The sequence below is a fragment of the Butyrivibrio sp. DSM 10294 genome (assembly GCF_028539135.1).
GTDB lineage: Bacteria > Bacillota > Clostridia > Lachnospirales > Lachnospiraceae > Butyrivibrio.
In genome coordinates, this window is the sequence record NZ_JANSWL010000057.1 from 1 (window position 1) to 14,108 (window position 14,108).

Consider the following 14,108-nt stretch of genomic DNA (forward strand, 5'->3'; position numbering starts at 1 on the left):
GCCAGATGAAAACAATCCAAAAGAAAAGTAAAGGGAAGTAAAAAAATACTATACTTCAAAACGAAGAGAAAAAGTCTCACAATGCCATATATACAAGGGTTGTGAGACTTTTTATATCCAACAACTGTCAAAGATGGGATTGTACAGCATTCTATAGATGATTGTAAATTACGCTGTAAAAGGTGCAGATTATTCCATCTTGATTGAAGTTACATTCCGGAATTTTGTAAAATTTGGACAGATTAAAGGAGTCGTGAAATGAAAAAGTTCTACAACATCAACAACGGTTGGAAGTTTTATTTGGAAAAAAATGATCCGGTTATGGTCAATATTCCCCATACCTGGAATAACCTTGACGGACAGGATGGGGGAAATGATTATTTAAGGACCCTGGCCAGATATGAGAAAGAGATAGATTGTCCCTCTTTTGACAGGGAAAAAGAGGACGTGTACATCGAATTTGATGGTGTTAACTCGGAGTGCGATGTATACCTGAATTCGCAGAAAGTTATAAGACATGAAGGCGGATATTCAACCTTCAGAGCAAATATTACAGATCACCTTGTTGAGGGAAAAAATTTCCTCAAGGTCAACGTGGACAACAGACCAAATCAAAGAGTATATCCTCAGAAAGCCGATTTTACATTCTACGGCGGAATCTACAGGGACGTAAGACTCATTGTTGTAAATAAAGAAAGATTTGATCTTGATCACTTCGGAGGACGCGGACTAAAGGTGAGTGCCCGTCCGATCGAAGGCTACAAGAAGGCAGATGTCAGGGTGAGCTGCTATCTTAATACAAACAGAGGCGATGTAAGGATTATTGTCTCTGATATGGAGGGAAAAGAGGTTTTTTGCCAAAATGCAGGCAGATCTTTGAACGAAGCACATCTTGAATGCTGCATCCATGAAGTGGAGTTGTGGGACGGAATTGAGAGACCATATCTTTATAACGCCAAGGCTCAGCTTGTTATAGACGGAGAAGTCGCAGATGAAGTTGAAACACGCTTTGGTGTCAGGGATTTCCACTATCATCCAAAGACCGGTTTTTATTTGAACGGCAGGAGCTATGCACTTCACGGTGTCTCAAGACATCAGGACAGAAAAGGCCTTGGAAATGCCATCACAGATGAGATGCACAAAGAGGATATGGACCTTATCTGCGAAATGGGTGCAAATACCATAAGACTTGCACATTATCAGCACAGTCAGACTTTCTACGATCTCTGCGATGAGAGAGGAATGATAGTCTGGGCCGAGATTCCATATATTTCAGAGCATATGCTTGAAGGAAGGGCTAATACCATCAGCCAGATGAAGGAGCTTATAGTTCAGAACTACAATCATCCTTCAATTGTCTGCTGGGGTATATCCAATGAGATAACAATATCCACCAAGGACAAGGCAGATATGCTGGACAATCACAGACAGCTCAATGACCTTTGTCATGAGATGGATAATACAAGATTTACAACACTGGCATGTTATGCAATGTGCGGACCGTTCAATAAGGTGGCACACATTACAGATACAGTCAGCTGGAACCTTTATCTGGGCTGGTATGTTCCGGGGCTTTTCCTCAATGATATTTGGATGAGATTTTTCCACATGGTTTATCCGGACAGAAGCCTTGGTTATTCAGAGTACGGATGCGAGGGAATGCCGAACCTTCACAGTGAGCACCCAAGAAGAGGAGATCACACAGAGGAGTATCAGGCAATCTATCACGAGTACATGCTCAGATGCTTTGAAAGAAATCCTTTCATGTGGGCGACTCACGTTTGGAACATGTTTGATTTTGCAGCTGATGCAAGAAACCAGGGTGGCGAGCCGGGAATGAACCACAAGGGCCTTGTTACCTTTGACAGAAAGGTTAAAAAAGACAGCTTCTATCTATACAAAGCATGGTGGAGCAATGATCCGTTCGTCCATATAACTTCAAAGAGATTTAAAGACAGAACGTCAGGAAAGATAAAGATTAAAGTCTATTCCAATCAGAATGAAGTAACTCTTTTCAAGAACGGAAATAAGATCGCAACAAAACATGGACAGCATGTTTTTGAATTCACAACGACGCTGGAAAACGAATGCACCTTTAAGGCTGTCAGCGGCTCTTTTAGCGATGAAGCAGTTTTCAGGAAGGTGAGCAGACCAAATCCTGACTATAAGCTTAAGGAATCCGGAGACAATGGCGCAAACTGGACAAAATAAATCAGAAATATCAAAAAGATTCGGAGATAAAAAATGGGAGAAACAGTTACGAAAAACGACGGGATCAACAGAGCAAAGCTTTATCAGCTGGTTCTTTTCCCACTGAACAATGGGGCGACAAATGTCTACTATGTTCTGGTACTTGCCTACATAGCAACATTTGGTTCAAACGTGCTTGGGCTTGGAGTTTTGTTTGCTTCAGTGATGGTTACGGGAATGAGGGTGTTTGATGCTTTTACAGACCCGATAATCGGAGCACTTATGGACAGGACCAACGGTAAGTTTGGTAAGTTCAGACCCTTTATGGTTATAGGAAATCTGATAATGGCACTCAGCATTATCACCATGTATGTGATAACACCGGGAATCCCGGAATCCATGATGGGACTTAGGTATGCAGCATTTGTAGGACTATATGCGATCTGGGTTATCGGATACACTTTCCAGACATCCTGCACAAGAGCCGGACAGACAGTTCTTACTTCAGATCCTAATCAGAGACCACTGTTCACCATTTTCAATACAGTCGGATCTCTCGCCGGAATGGGTGTCATGCAGTTCCTTGCTCCAATCATCAGGGCAAATGTTGCAGATTACTCTAAGGCAGAGTTTTACAAAGTTCTTACACCAATTGGAATTACGGTATCAATTCTTTTGACTATCCTTGCAATTATCGGTATCTGGGAAAAAGACCAGCCGAAGTACTTTGGAATCGGAGGCAGCAAGCAGGAAAAAGTAAAGATCTCCGAATACATCGAGATCATCAAAAACAACAGCCCTATGAAGAGGCTGATGATCGCAGGAGCAGGCTGCAAGCTGGCCCTTTCGATCGCAACAAACACTACGGTTTTGTGCATGCTCTACGGATCAATGATGGGCAACTATGATGGTCTTTACCTTCCGATGATGATAGTTGGTTATATTTTCTCGGTTCCTTTCTTTGTCCTTACAGTAAGGACCAGCCAGAAGAAGGGACAGAGAGCATCACTCCTTCGATATGTATCTCTGGCACTTATCTGCTATGTGGGAGTACTTGTTCTTCTCCTTGCATGGAAGCTGGATGTACCGGCACTTAACCTTGTGCTTATATCAAACGGAAAATTCAGTATAAACCTTTATACGGTTTTATTCATATTATTCTTTGGAGTTGGCTATGGAGCTTATTACTCCACAGCAGATATGCCAATTCCAATGGTAGCTGACTGTTCAGACTATGAGACCTACAGATCCGGAAAATATATTCCGGGAATAATGGGAACTTTGTTCTCACTGGTAGATAAGCTAGTTTCTTCTTTATCTGCCACAGTTGTAGGAATAGCTGTAAGTCTTATCGGAATCAAGTCTCTTCCAACTGCAGAGACGCCCTTTGCACCGGGGATGAATGCAGTTGTTATCATACTTTTTTGCATAGTACCAATGACTGCATGGGTTATCACGATCATAGCCATGAAGGGCTACATTCTCACAGGGGATGAGATGAAGAAGATCCAGGATGTCAACCAGAAGCGTAAAAAAGCCATTGCAGAAGGTATGAGTATCGAGAAGGCAATGAAAGAATTCACCTGATAAGTGAAATCAAAAGGCAATGGAAGAGTATAGAAAAACCAGGAGGAAAAAACATTGAGAAAGACAGGACTTTTCAGGGGCATGGCCGCTGTGACGACATTTCTTTTGTCTGTTTCCGTTATTGCGGGAAACACATTGGAGTCATTTGCATCTACTATTGACACTGCCCTTGGAACACAGAGTGAAATGATGGTAACAGATGACAAGGATGCCGTGTATGACAAGTTTACACCACCGGCAAGCCTGCTTAATGAGGATGGGACGGGCAATTCTCATGCACTCATTCAGGCAGCCATCGATCTTAACAGACAGCAGGCGGCAGAGGGTTCAGTTCTTTTAAAGAACAACGGAGTACTTCCACTCACAAGCGGATCTAACGTTTCATTATTCGGAATCCGCTCTCAGGTGCCGATCCTTGGATCAAGCTTTGGTGTTAAGGCTTGCGGAGGATTTATTAATCTTGATGAAGCACTTCAAAATAACGTTACAGATTTTGCAAATCATATCACAACTTCTCTTTCACAGAACTGGGCAACAGGCCAGGTTGAGAGAGGATATACAACTGATGGATGGTCAGGAGACGAGTTTGAGTTTGACGGTGCAGGCTTCAAAGTAAATCCTACTATGACATCAATCTATACAAAGCTTAACGAGACTTATCTTCACACAGAAAATGCAGGCCCTTCCGAGGAGTATGATCCGGGTGAGCCATCTGTAAAAGAGATCGAGTCAGTAAATTCTTCTTACAAGGACAGCTTTGCAAAGTATGGCGATGCAGCTATCGTTGTTATCGGAAGACCAAGTGCAGAGAGTGAAGACTATCTTCCGGGCGGAATTGTTTCAGGCCTTGGAGCAGAGGAGCCTCTTGCACTTACAACAAATGAAAAAGATATGATCGCTCTTGCAAAAGAGTGCAGTGACAAGGTTATTGTTCTTGTTAACAGCGCTTCTGCAGTAGAGATCGGAGATCTTAAGGACGATGCGGATATTGATGCGATCCTCTGGATCGGCGCACCCGGTTCATATGGAATGCTCGGTGTTGCAGATATCCTTAGCGGAAAGGTAAGCCCTTCAGGCGGACTTGCAGATATTTTCCCTACATATAACCTTTCAGCACCTGCTATGCAGAACATGGGTAACTTCTCTTACAAGAATGCAGCTGATGTTATCACAAGAGAAAACAGCAGCAACTACATCATTGAGGCTGAAGGCATCTATGTTGGATACAGATATTACGAGACCAGATATTATGATGCTGTTCTTGGACAGGGCAATGCTACATCAAAGGCAGGAACCTATGCTTCAAAGAATGGCTGGAACTACGATGATGAAGTAGCGTACGGCTTTGGCTACGGTCTCTCATACACTACATTTGATATGGAGTTCGACGGAGAGCCTGTAATCGAGGTTTCCAAGGAAGGCGATGTTACAACAGCTACTGCAACCTTCAATGTAAAGGTCACAAATACAGGTAAGGTAGCAGGTAAAAAGAGCGTTCAAATCTACGGACAGGCTCCTTATGAGCAGGGTGGAATTGAAAAGAGTGCAATTGTCCTTCTTAACTATGGCAAGACAAAAACTCTTCAGCCCGGCGAGTCAGAGACTGTTTCTGTAAAGGCTGATCTTCAGTACATTGCAACTTACGACAGCTCTTTTGACAACGGAGACGGAACAAAGGGAACATATATCCTTGATCCCGGAACATACTATTTTGCATTCGGTAACGGTGCACATGATGCCCTCAACAACATCATGGCTCTTCAGAATGTAGATACAGCAAGCCTTGTGGGCGAAGCTAATCCTGCATATGCATTCCAGACAGAGATCACAGAGGACGTCATTTCAAGGACTGCCTTTGCTTATTCAAAGACAGGAGACAAGTTTTGTAACCAGCTTGATTATGCTGACTGGAACTATTTCCAGGACGGTGAGGTTACATACCTTAGCCGTGCTGACTGGGATAAGACATATCCTAAGACTTACAGCGATATGACTCTTACAGACCAGGGACTTATCGATTACTTAAACGGTAAGTACTATACACTTAAGACAGATGATGATACATCAGACATCAAGTGGGGCGTTAACGCTGACCTCATGTTCTATGAGATGGCAGGCGCATCCTTTGACGATGAGAAGTGGAATGAGCTCCTTGATAAGATGACTCTTGAAGAGGCTCAGTATATTGCAACTTTTGGTGGCCCAAGTATTCCCGGAGCATCATCAATCGGAACTGTTGAAACTTACATGACAGAGAATGCCGGAAACGGTATTGCGGTTAACCTCAATGCGTCAAAAGACACTGAGGCTCCATGGAACATCAAGAGCGATGATCCAAACGGAAACTGGCACCCTGAAGTATTCGGCAGCAGCCCTCTTACAGCAGCTGCATTTAACCCTGAACTTTCCTATGCTCTTGGTGAGTTCATCGGAATCGAGTCACTCTTTACAGGTATCCCGATCCTTTGGGGCCCTGGACTTAACACACACCGTCATGCATACAACGGACGTAACGGTGAGTACTATTCTGAGGATCCTATCCTTTCAGGATATACAGCAATGGAATTTGCAATCGGAGCACTTAACTATGGTCTTATCGCAGCACCTAAGCACTATGCGTTCAACGACCAGGAGACTAACAGAGCAGGCGTTGCTCCTTTCATGACAGAGCAGAGAGCCCGTGAAGTTGAGCTTAGAGCATACCAGATCGCATTCGAAGCAACAAAGTATGACACAGATTCTTATGACGCAGGTATGAGAGGCCTTATGGTATCCTTCTCAAAGATCGGACCTGTTGAGTGTACAGTAAGTACAGGACTTATGACAGAAATCCTCAAGAAGGAGTGGGGCTTCACAGGATATGCAGTAACTGATATCTATGATGACTTTGATCTCTACACATCAGTTCTTACTTCAGGTGCAACCTGCTACGATACAAGAGGTATGTCAGGCTTCTATACAGATACAACTCTTGACAGCCCTAGATTTGCAAACCAGGCTGACGGCGCAGCTATCAGTGCCACAGTATTTGCAGGTGATGCAAATGCTCAGCAGGCGGTAAAAGAGTCTGCACATAACGTACTTTATGCAATCGCATCCAGTAACCTTATGAACAGATACAATGCAACAACTCATGTAGTTAAGCTTAACACATGGTGGAGAACAGCATATAGAACAGCAATTGGAGTTTGCGCTGCTCTTACAGCTATCTTTGCTGTATTGTATATTCTTTCAAAGAGAAAAGAAAAGGAGGCGTAATAATGGCAGACTTTATGAAAAAGCAGAGCGTTGGAGCTTACTTTAATATAATTGCAGCAGTACTAGGCGTTGTCGGAATTGTTGCAGCTGCTATCTGCAGCAATATGACAGTTACCTATGCACTTGGCAATCTTGGAACAGTTATAGCACTTGGATGTAGCGGAATTGTTTTGGCAGTTCTTGCGGTAGTACTTCCAAATAAGTTTGGAAACCATGATATTCTTGGCACTATTTCAGTTTTGGGAGCGATAGCTCTTTTCACTACAGCATTTGGAAAGATCCTTTCAGAGAGAATCCTTCTCATCGCAGGACTTTTCAGCTACGACTCAGTTAATACTGTAGGCTGGCAGGTATTTAGCGTAACAGTAGTTGCATTTGCAGGTTTCATTGTGGGAGCGCTTGTTCTTATCATCGGCGCCTTCACCCGTTCTGTAAAGGAAAACGCATAATTTGTACAAGATAATAATTCTTGAGGAAGACTCCCGGCAGCTGCCGGGAGTTTTTTGGCATATAATAAAAGATATAAAAATTGTGCAAGATTATGTTGACAACAATCGTAATTTATGAGAATATGGATGGGCGTTAGCGAATGCTAACAAGAGAGGAGCTTATTCATGAAGAATAAATTATTATCTACAATTATGGCAGCAGTTATGGGGTTATCAGTAGTGGCTTGCGGAGCTTCAAATGAGACACAGACTGCCTCAAATTCAGTTAATACAGAGACAGAAGTAAATTCAGAAACAGAGGTAAACTCAGAGACAGCTGAGGGTAAGGCAACAGAGGATGCTTCTACAGACGAGATTTCAGCATCTGAGGATGTTTTCCCGCTCACTATCACACACGGCCTTGGCGAGACTGTTATTGAGTCAAAGCCTGAGAATGTTGTGGCAATTGCGTGGGGCAACCCCGATGTACCTCTTGCTCTTGGAGTTATGCCGGTTGGAATTTCAGAGGCCAATTTTGGACCAAGAGATGAGAATGGACTTCTTGCATGGACTGCCAAGGCTTTTGAGGATGCAGGCGTAAAGCCGAATGTATTTGATGATACAGACGGATGGGATTATGAGGCAATTTCAGATTGTGCTCCTGATGTGATCCTTGCAGCTTATTCAGGACTTAGTCAGGAAGAGTATGACAGATTATCAGAGATAGCACCTGTTGTTGCTTATCCTGAGATTGCATGGTCCACAACATGGCAGGAAGAGACAGTAAATGATGCCATTGCACTTGGCATGGAGAAAGAGGGCAGAGCACTGGTTGAAGATACAGAGAAGCTCATTGCTGATAAACTTTCTCAGTATCCCGAGCTCGAAGGCAAGAGAGTTGCTTTCTTCTGGCTTTCAGAGGATGACCTTGGAACCTTCTACATTTACACAAGCAATGATCCAAGAGCTGCCTTCCTTTCAGACCTTGGATTTGTAACACCTGACAGCGTAAAGAGCCTTATCACAAGTGATCAGGATTTCTCAATCACAGTAAGTGCTGAGAATGCAGATCTTTTGACTGATGTAGATATCATCATTACTTACGGAACAGAGTCACTTGTAGATGCAATGCAGGCCGACGGAAGATTTGCAAACATTCCGGCTGTAAAGAACGGAGCATTTGTGCTTCTCGATTCAAATGATGTTCTTGCAGCAGCCAGCACACCAACAGTTCTTTCCATTCCTTATGCAATTGATGACTATTTGAAAGCGCTTAATGATGCAGCAGAAAAAATTCAGTAATTACAAGTTAATAACAGGGCTGGCGGTGGAGATTGCCTTCGTGCTTTTGGGAGTTTTTCTCTCAATATCCTATGGCAGCAAAAGCATTCCTTTTTCGGATGTGACGGGATTTTTTACAGGGGCACTTACAGATGACTTCACTTCAGCAGTTATCTCAGCCAGAATCCCCAGAACAGTTTTTGGGCTCCTGGCCGGTGCTGCGCTTGGGGTATCTGGAGCACTGATGCAGGCTATCACCAGGAACCCTATTGCTGACCCAAGTATTCTGGGAGTCAACACCGGGGCTTCGCTTCTTGTGGTGATCGGGATAGCATATCTTAATATTTCCTCCGGAATAAAGCTTATCGGACTTTCTTTTACGGGGGCTATAATTACAGCTCTTTTTGTATATGGAATCGCATCTGTGGGCTATGGCGGTGCAAACTCGATCAAACTTGCCCTGGCGGGAGCTGCGGTATCAACAGCTCTTGGGGCGCTGGTAAACACCATTATGCTTCCTGATTCACAGGTCATGAAGGAGTTCAGATTCTGGCAGGTGGGCAGCATAAGCGGAGCTACCTGGGATGATGTTAGGCTCCTTATTCCGTTTTTTGTTGTCGGCGCAGGTTGTGCACTTCTTTGCGCATCCCCTTTAAATGCATTGGCTCTTGGAGATGAGATGGCTGTATCCCTTGGGGTAAAGGTTGGACAGATAAGGCTGTTTACTGCGTTTGCAGGAGTGCTTTTATGCGCGTCAGTTACTGCTCTTGCAGGACCTATCGGCTTTGTGGGACTTATGCTTCCACATGTTTGCAGGCAGCTTTTTGACAATGATCTGAGAATAATAATTCCATTGTCCATGATCGGAGGAGCAGGTCTTTTAACCTTTTCCGATGTACTTGGAAGAATACTGGGAAGACCCGGGGAGCTTGAGGTTGGAATTATTACTGCAATAGTCGGCGCTCCGGTATTTATCTGGATCGTTTGGAAGACAAAGGCAAAGGGCATATGACAAATTCAATAGATAATGATTTAAGAAAAATATATAAAAAGCATGACGTTCAGAACGCCTTTTGCATCGTGGCTCTAGTTGTCATCATCGGCATCCTTTCAGTGTTTATGATGACTCTTGGCAATACTGATTATTCGTTAAAAGAGGTGTTTGGATACCTGTTTAGTAATGAAACAAAAGGAGCTGCATATACCATAAAAACCTTGAGGCTTCCAAGACTGCTGGTAGGCGGTTTTGCGGGATTTGCTTTTGGTATTTCAGGATTTACTTTTCAAAATCTGTTAAGAAATCCTCTTGCTTCTCCGGATATTATAGGAGTTACGGCAGGATCCTCTGCGGCAGCTGTTTTCTGCATTCTGATCCTTGGAATAAGCGGCGCGGCTGCTTCCTTTTTTGCCGTGGCAGCAGGACTTATCATAACTACACTGATATTTCTTTTATCAGGAAAAGGACATGCATTCTCAAGCAGGATGATCCTCATAGGAATCGGAATGCAGGCGGTTTTGAATGCATTGATATCATGGATGCTGCTGGTGGGTTCGGAGTATGATGTAGGAACTGCGCTCAGATGGCTTCGCGGAAGTCTTAATCTTGTGCAGATGAGTGATGTGCCGGTAATTGTGACAGTGACTGTTATTTGCAGCGGACTGCTTCTTATATGTAACAGATACCTTCGTATGATGCAGCTTGGTGACGAATATGCGACGACACTCGGAGTTCCGATGACAGCAGTAAGAGTATGCTGTATGGTCTGTGCGCTTGTGCTTAGTGCAACAGCGACAGCTGCCACAGGCCCGATCGCATCGGTTGCATTCTTATCAGGGCCGATTGCCCAGAAATGCACCAGGAACGGCAAAAATGCCATGGCTGTTGCAGGCCTTGTGGGAACGATACTTGTTTTTGCATCAGAACTTGTCAGCAAGAACGTTTTTGAGACGAAGTACCCTGTTGGTGTTATAACAGGACTTTTAGGGGCACCGTATCTTCTTTTGTTACTGCTAAACCTGAACAGAAAGGGAGAAAAGATCTAATGGATGGATTTGCACTTAGTCATGATTTCTGTGCCAAGAACATCAGCACGGGATATGAAGAAAAACTGATACTTAAGGATATGAATATTACCATCCCTGCTGGAAAGTTCAGTGTTTTGATCGGACCAAACGGCTGCGGAAAATCAACTTTATTAAAGAGCTTTGCACGTCTCTTAAAGCCAAAGTGCGGAAACATTCTTCTGGACGGAAAATCAATTTATGAACTTCCAACCCAGCACCTGGCAAAGGAGATAGGGCTTCTTCCCCAGTCCCCGATTGTCCCTGCGGGCATAACAGTGGCAGACCTGGTTGCGCGAGGAAGGTTTCCTTATCAGAATCTTTTCGGGCAGCTGTCAAAGGCTGACTATGAGGCTATTGCCTGCGCTATGGAAGCAATGGGAATAGCGGAGCTTGCAGATAAGAGTGTGGATTCACTATCCGGCGGCCAGAGGCAGAGAGTATGGATTGCGCTGGTCCTTGCGCAGGACACAGATATCCTTCTTCTCGATGAGCCAACCACCTACCTCGACATTGCATATCAGGTAGAGATCCTGGACTGCCTGGCAAAACTTAACAAATTAAAGAAGACCACAATAGTGGCCATCCTCCACGACATCAACCTATCCATCAGATATGCTGACCACATCTTCGCTATGAAGAAAGGACAGCTCCTTGCAGAAGGAACTCCAAGAGACATCATCACAACCGATCTCATGAAAGAAGTCTACAGCATGGAGAGCTCCATCATCACCGATCCCGAAACCGGAGACCCCTACGTTATCCCAAGGAGCAAAGCCGGCTGATGTTCAAAAAAGTAGTGCCGCCGCAAGGACAATCATTGGAACTTGCTAAAGAGATAACAGGAGAAGTATGATGCTACTTGGGAGGACATTAAAAGATGAACGCAAAATGGATATGGAAACAGGGCAAAAACGGTGAAAACACATGGATGGATCTTGTAAAGAGATTCACGCTTGAAGGCGCACCGGAAAGGGCTATAGCGCAGATAGCTGCCGATTCAAAGTATTGGCTCTATATAAACGGTGAAATGGTCGTAATCGAGGGCGGCATCAAGCGCGGGCCGTCAAGGAACTCTACATATTATGATGAGGTGGATATTACAAGGCATCTTAGTGATGGTGAAAATACGATTGCCGTGCTTGTGTGGCATTTCGGTCAGCAAGGCTTTTCTCACTATTCAAGCGGTATGGGCGGACTGCTGTTTGAAGCGGATATTGACGGCATGATCGTATCGTCGGACAGCTCGTGGAAAATCATGAAGGATCCCGCGTATGTTGTGGCGGACGAAAATGACCTCAAGGCGAATTTCAGGCTTCCGGAATCAAACATATATTATGACGCATCAAGGGCTTTGGGAGAATGGTATATGCCATCGTTCGATACAAGCGATTGGGATAATGCCGATGTTGTCGGTAACGCTGGCACGGATGCGTGGGGCGAGCTAAGAAAGCGTATCATTCCGCAGTTTAAGGACTACGGTATTGAGGACTACATAAACAGCGCCGATTATACAGGGTTTACTGCCACAAAGGACACTGTGCTGGAAATGCGTTTGCCGTATAACGCGCAGATAACTCCGTATCTGAAGGTCACAGCCCCTGAGGGGAAACGAATAGATATCAAGGCTGATAATTATTTCGATACCTTATACGATACGCAAAGCGTTATGGCAGTTTATTATACAAAAAATGGAGAGCAGGAATACGAATCGCCAGGCTGGATAAACGGTGAAAAAATGTATTACAGCATTCCCGCAGGTGTTACGGTGCATGAGCTGAAATACCGCGAAACGGGCTATGACACGGAATTTGCAGGCAACTTTGAGTGTGATGATGAATTTTTAAACAAGCTATGGCAGAAATCGCTCCGCACGCTTTATATCACTATGCGCGACAACTTTATGGACTGCCCCGACAGAGAACGTGCGCAGTGGTGGGGAGATGTCAATGTAGAAATGCAGATGATGATGTACTCCCTTGACGAAAAGGCTCTTTTGCTCTACAAGAAGGGTGTGGATGCAATGGCGGGCTGGGCGGAGGATAGTGGCTATATGCTTACGGTGGTTCCGTCAGGAAAGGATCAGTTTGAGCTGCCTCTGCAAAACCTCGCGGGAATATGGGGCTTTTGGTATTACTATGAATATACGGGTGATAAAACAGTACCCGAGCGTGCATACAATATGTCAAAAGATTATCTTTTAAGCTATGCTATGAAGAACGGTCTTGTAGAACATAAAACCGGCAGCTGGGACTGGCCGGACTGGGGCGACAATGCCGATATCGCTCCTATGGAAAACGCATGGTACTATATGGCGCTCACTGCCTGCCGCAGCATGGCGGAGCTGCTCGGATACAGCTCTGACCTTCCGCTGTATGATGAGCGCCTTGAAAGCATAAGGGCTAATTTTGACCTTATGTTTTGGAAGGACGGTCATTACTATGACAATACCGAAAACGGCGCACCCGATGACCGGGCAAACGCGCTTGCCGTTCTGTCAGGACTGGCGGATAAGGATAAATACAGCGATATATTAAAAATAATACTCACGATCGAGAATGCGAGCCCGTATATGGAAAAGTATGTGCTTGATGCGCTGTGCAAAATGGGACATATTAATGAGGCTGTAGACCGCATAAAAAAGCGTTATAAGGAAATGGTCGAATTTGACTACTCCACGCTCTGGGAATACTGGAACAGGGAAGGAACATTAAATCATGCATGGTCGGGTGGTCCGCTTATTACGATGTCAAAGTATATAGCTGGCATCCGTCCGCTTGAAACGGCGTACAGACGCTTTGAAATAAAGCCATATTTGGGCGGGCTGAAGCATATAAAATGCACCGTTCCGTCGGTTGCCGGAGCTATTGTGCTTGAAATAGACGCTGGCTCGGCAATAGAAATGCGTGTCAGAATACCCGAAAACACTACCGCTGAAGTATATCTGCCGCTAATAAACAACGAGGTGCCAAAAAATACGGAGCTTGAATTTACCGTTTTGGACGGTTACGCGCGATTCATCCTCACCGGTGGGGAATACAGATTATGATCCAAAAGCTCTTGCCAAAAACTTTAGAGATGCTATTTATAGTGAGAAAATGAAAAAAAGAGAAGAAGGCTGAACAAAAGAAAGCTGAAAAGAGACTTGAGAAAGAGCAGAAGGAACGCGAGGAAGAAGCCAAAGAAGCTGCCGAAAAGAAGAAAGAAGAGAAGAAGGAAGAAGCAAAGAAACTCGAAAAAGAAGCTATGCAGCAGGAAATGATAGAGAATATCAAGGAACACGCTGCAGAGAGCCAGAGAACC

9 protein-coding genes are annotated in these 14,108 nt (G+C 44.4%); all 9 read left to right on the forward strand.

The genetic code is table 11. The features are described from left to right. Positions 1–258 precede the first annotated feature (258 nt). The 9 genes from NXH67_RS04695 to NXH67_RS04735 all read left to right on the forward strand — a co-directional run bounded on the left by NXH67_RS04695 (position 259) and on the right by NXH67_RS04735 (position 13,854). The gene (locus tag NXH67_RS04695) at positions 259–2,211 is read left to right on the forward strand and encodes a glycoside hydrolase family 2 protein (RefSeq protein WP_272796604.1); all 1,953 of its coding nucleotides are present in this window, start codon (positions 259–261) and stop codon (positions 2,209–2,211) included. Between the two features lie 33 nt (positions 2,212–2,244). After that, positions 2,245–3,777 carry an MFS transporter gene (locus tag NXH67_RS04700; protein WP_272796605.1) on the forward strand — a complete coding sequence of 511 codons (1,533 nt, stop codon included), beginning with the start codon at positions 2,245–2,247 and terminating at the stop codon, positions 3,775–3,777. Positions 3,778–3,831: 54 nt separating this feature from the next. Next, positions 3,832–7,035 (forward strand): glycoside hydrolase family 3 C-terminal domain-containing protein, encoded by a 3,204-nt coding sequence (locus NXH67_RS04705; protein WP_272796606.1) that lies wholly within the window; start codon positions 3,832–3,834, stop codon positions 7,033–7,035. 2 nt (positions 7,036–7,037) lie between these two features. Then, on the forward strand, positions 7,038–7,484 hold the full coding sequence (locus NXH67_RS04710) for a hypothetical protein (RefSeq protein WP_092326361.1): 447 nt from the start codon (positions 7,038–7,040) through the stop codon (positions 7,482–7,484). Between the two features lie 165 nt (positions 7,485–7,649). After that, positions 7,650–8,765: an iron-siderophore ABC transporter substrate-binding protein gene (locus tag NXH67_RS04715; RefSeq protein WP_026516708.1), complete on the forward strand. Its 1,116-nt coding sequence runs from the start codon at positions 7,650–7,652 to the stop codon at positions 8,763–8,765. Further along, positions 8,740–9,756: a FecCD family ABC transporter permease gene (locus tag NXH67_RS04720; RefSeq protein ID WP_022780025.1), complete on the forward strand. Its 1,017-nt coding sequence runs from the start codon at positions 8,740–8,742 to the stop codon at positions 9,754–9,756. The genes NXH67_RS04715 and NXH67_RS04720 overlap by 26 nt, the downstream gene beginning before the upstream one ends. After that, positions 9,753–10,787, forward strand: coding sequence for a FecCD family ABC transporter permease (locus NXH67_RS04725; RefSeq protein ID WP_022780024.1), 1,035 nt, complete (start codon positions 9,753–9,755; stop codon positions 10,785–10,787). Before NXH67_RS04720 ends, NXH67_RS04725 begins: the two co-directional genes overlap by 4 nt. Then, a complete protein-coding gene (locus NXH67_RS04730) occupies positions 10,787–11,590 on the forward strand; it encodes an ABC transporter ATP-binding protein (protein WP_272796607.1) in 804 nt (267 codons plus the stop codon). Before NXH67_RS04725 ends, NXH67_RS04730 begins: the two co-directional genes overlap by 1 nt. A 95-nt stretch (positions 11,591–11,685) precedes the next feature. Next, positions 11,686–13,854 (forward strand): alpha-L-rhamnosidase-related protein, encoded by a 2,169-nt coding sequence (locus NXH67_RS04735; RefSeq protein WP_272796608.1) that lies wholly within the window; start codon positions 11,686–11,688, stop codon positions 13,852–13,854. The last annotated feature ends 254 nt before the right edge of the window (positions 13,855–14,108 follow it).

What these genes read in the sequence shown, in the direction of transcription:
- NXH67_RS04725 (WP_022780024.1), top strand. Translation starts at nt 9,753, where the DNA reads ATGACAAATTCAATAGATAATGATTTAAGAAAAATATATAAAAAGCAT.
- NXH67_RS04715 (WP_026516708.1), top strand. Translation starts at nt 7,650, where the DNA reads ATGAAGAATAAATTATTATCTACAATTATGGCAGCAGTTATGGGGTTA.
- NXH67_RS04710 (WP_092326361.1), top strand. Translation starts at nt 7,038, where the DNA reads ATGGCAGACTTTATGAAAAAGCAGAGCGTTGGAGCTTACTTTAATATA.
- NXH67_RS04695 (WP_272796604.1), top strand. Translation starts at nt 259, where the DNA reads ATGAAAAAGTTCTACAACATCAACAACGGTTGGAAGTTTTATTTGGAA.
- NXH67_RS04730 (WP_272796607.1), top strand. Translation starts at nt 10,787, where the DNA reads ATGGATGGATTTGCACTTAGTCATGATTTCTGTGCCAAGAACATCAGC.
- NXH67_RS04700 (WP_272796605.1), top strand. Translation starts at nt 2,245, where the DNA reads ATGGGAGAAACAGTTACGAAAAACGACGGGATCAACAGAGCAAAGCTT.
- NXH67_RS04735 (WP_272796608.1), top strand. Translation starts at nt 11,686, where the DNA reads ATGAACGCAAAATGGATATGGAAACAGGGCAAAAACGGTGAAAACACA.
- NXH67_RS04720 (WP_022780025.1), top strand. Translation starts at nt 8,740, where the DNA reads ATGATGCAGCAGAAAAAATTCAGTAATTACAAGTTAATAACAGGGCTG.